Origin of the sequence: Corallococcus praedator, from assembly GCF_003612125.1 — a bacterium.
GTDB lineage: Bacteria > Myxococcota > Myxococcia > Myxococcales > Myxococcaceae > Corallococcus > Corallococcus praedator.
On record NZ_RAWI01000751.1, the window covers coordinates 1 to 1,361 of the forward strand.

Here is a 1,361-nt window from a genome sequence, read left to right on the forward strand (position 1 = left end):
CGCTGCTCGCGCTCATCGACTCGTACGTCCCGGAGACGGTGGCGGCTTCGGAGCCGGCCCTGGAGCGCACGCTGGCCGTGGGCTTGTTCGCCCAGGACTTGATGGGCGTGTCCCTGGCGGAGCTGGAACTGGACATGGCGGAGTTGGCGACGCTGGAGCCCGAAGCGGCCCTCACGCGGGTGCTGGAGTCCGCGGTGCGTGCCGGAGCGCTGCCGCCCGGCGTGGACAGCGCGAACCCGGCCGCCCTCTTCCGCGTCTTCGAGGCCAACCTCGAAGCGGCCCGTCGCTACCACCCGCCGGCGATGGAGCAGCGGGTGCTGCGCGTGCAGGCGGAGGAACTGGCGGACACGGGACCGGGCGATGGCGGCTGGTCCGCGCTGGTGGGTGAACGGCTGGAGTCGCACCGCCTGCCGGGCAACCACTACACGCTGCTGCGCGAGCCCACCGTGCAGACCGTGGCGGACCTGTTGACGAAGGCACTGCGCGATCCGCGCAGGAAGTGACGGCGCAGGGCTTCAGGAACACCACCCCGCTCCCTTGCATGAAGGAGCGGGGTGGCGCGCCTGTCGCACGGATGCAGACACCCGACGCGAGGGTGTCGAAGCAGAAGAACTTCATGCGCTGGCTGAAATGAGTCTTCGGCCGTGCCTGATTTTTTCGTCGCACCCACCCGTGATCACGGCAGCTGGATCACGAACCGTGGGTGCATGAGGCGCGCGCGCAAGGGCTGCTAAGAAGTGTCCGCGTTTTTCGACACTTCGGATGGCTCCCCGTGCCTGATTTTTCGCGAACCCTTCCTGGCGTCCTGTTGAATCTCGCGGTGGGGCCCTCGGCCCACGCGCCGCTCTACACCTTCCTCGGAGAGGTGGACGGCGACGAGGTCGTGCTCAGCGCCTTCGAACTGGACGTGCGCGCGCGTCGCATCGCCGCGGCGTTGCAGGCACGGGGCGCGGTGGGCGAGCGCGTACTGCTGCTCTACCCGCCGGGCCTGGACTACGTCGCGGGCTTCTTCGGCTGCCTCTACGCGGGCGCGGTGGCGGTGCCCGCCTATCCGCCGGACCCGATGCGCCTGGAGCGCACCCTGCCCCGCCTGCGCGCCATCATCCAGGACGCGCAGGCGTCGGTGGTGCTCACCACGTCAGGCATCCTGGAGCTGTCGGACTTCGTCTTCGAGCAGGCGCCGGACTTCCGCTCGTTGCACTGGATGGCAACGGACGCACTGTCGGAGGGTGGCGAGAAGGACTGGCGCACGCCGGACGTGGGCGCGGAGTCGCTCGCGTTTCTCCAGTACACGTCCGGGAGCACGGGCACGCCCAAGGGCGTGATGCTCACGCACGCGAACCTGCTGCACAACCTGGGGC

Annotated in this window: 2 protein-coding genes; both read left to right on the plus strand. The window is 69.4% G+C overall.

Features of this window, described 5'->3' with window-relative positions; genetic code table 11:
• Positions 1-503, plus strand: a 503-nt coding sequence (locus tag D7Y13_RS46205) for a hypothetical protein (protein ID WP_199733007.1), incomplete at its 5' end; no start/stop codon positions are given.
• A gap of 317 nt (positions 504-820) precedes the next feature.
• Positions 821-1,361, plus strand: a 541-nt coding sequence (locus D7Y13_RS41465; protein WP_233596053.1) for an AMP-binding protein, incomplete at its 3' end; no start/stop codon positions are given.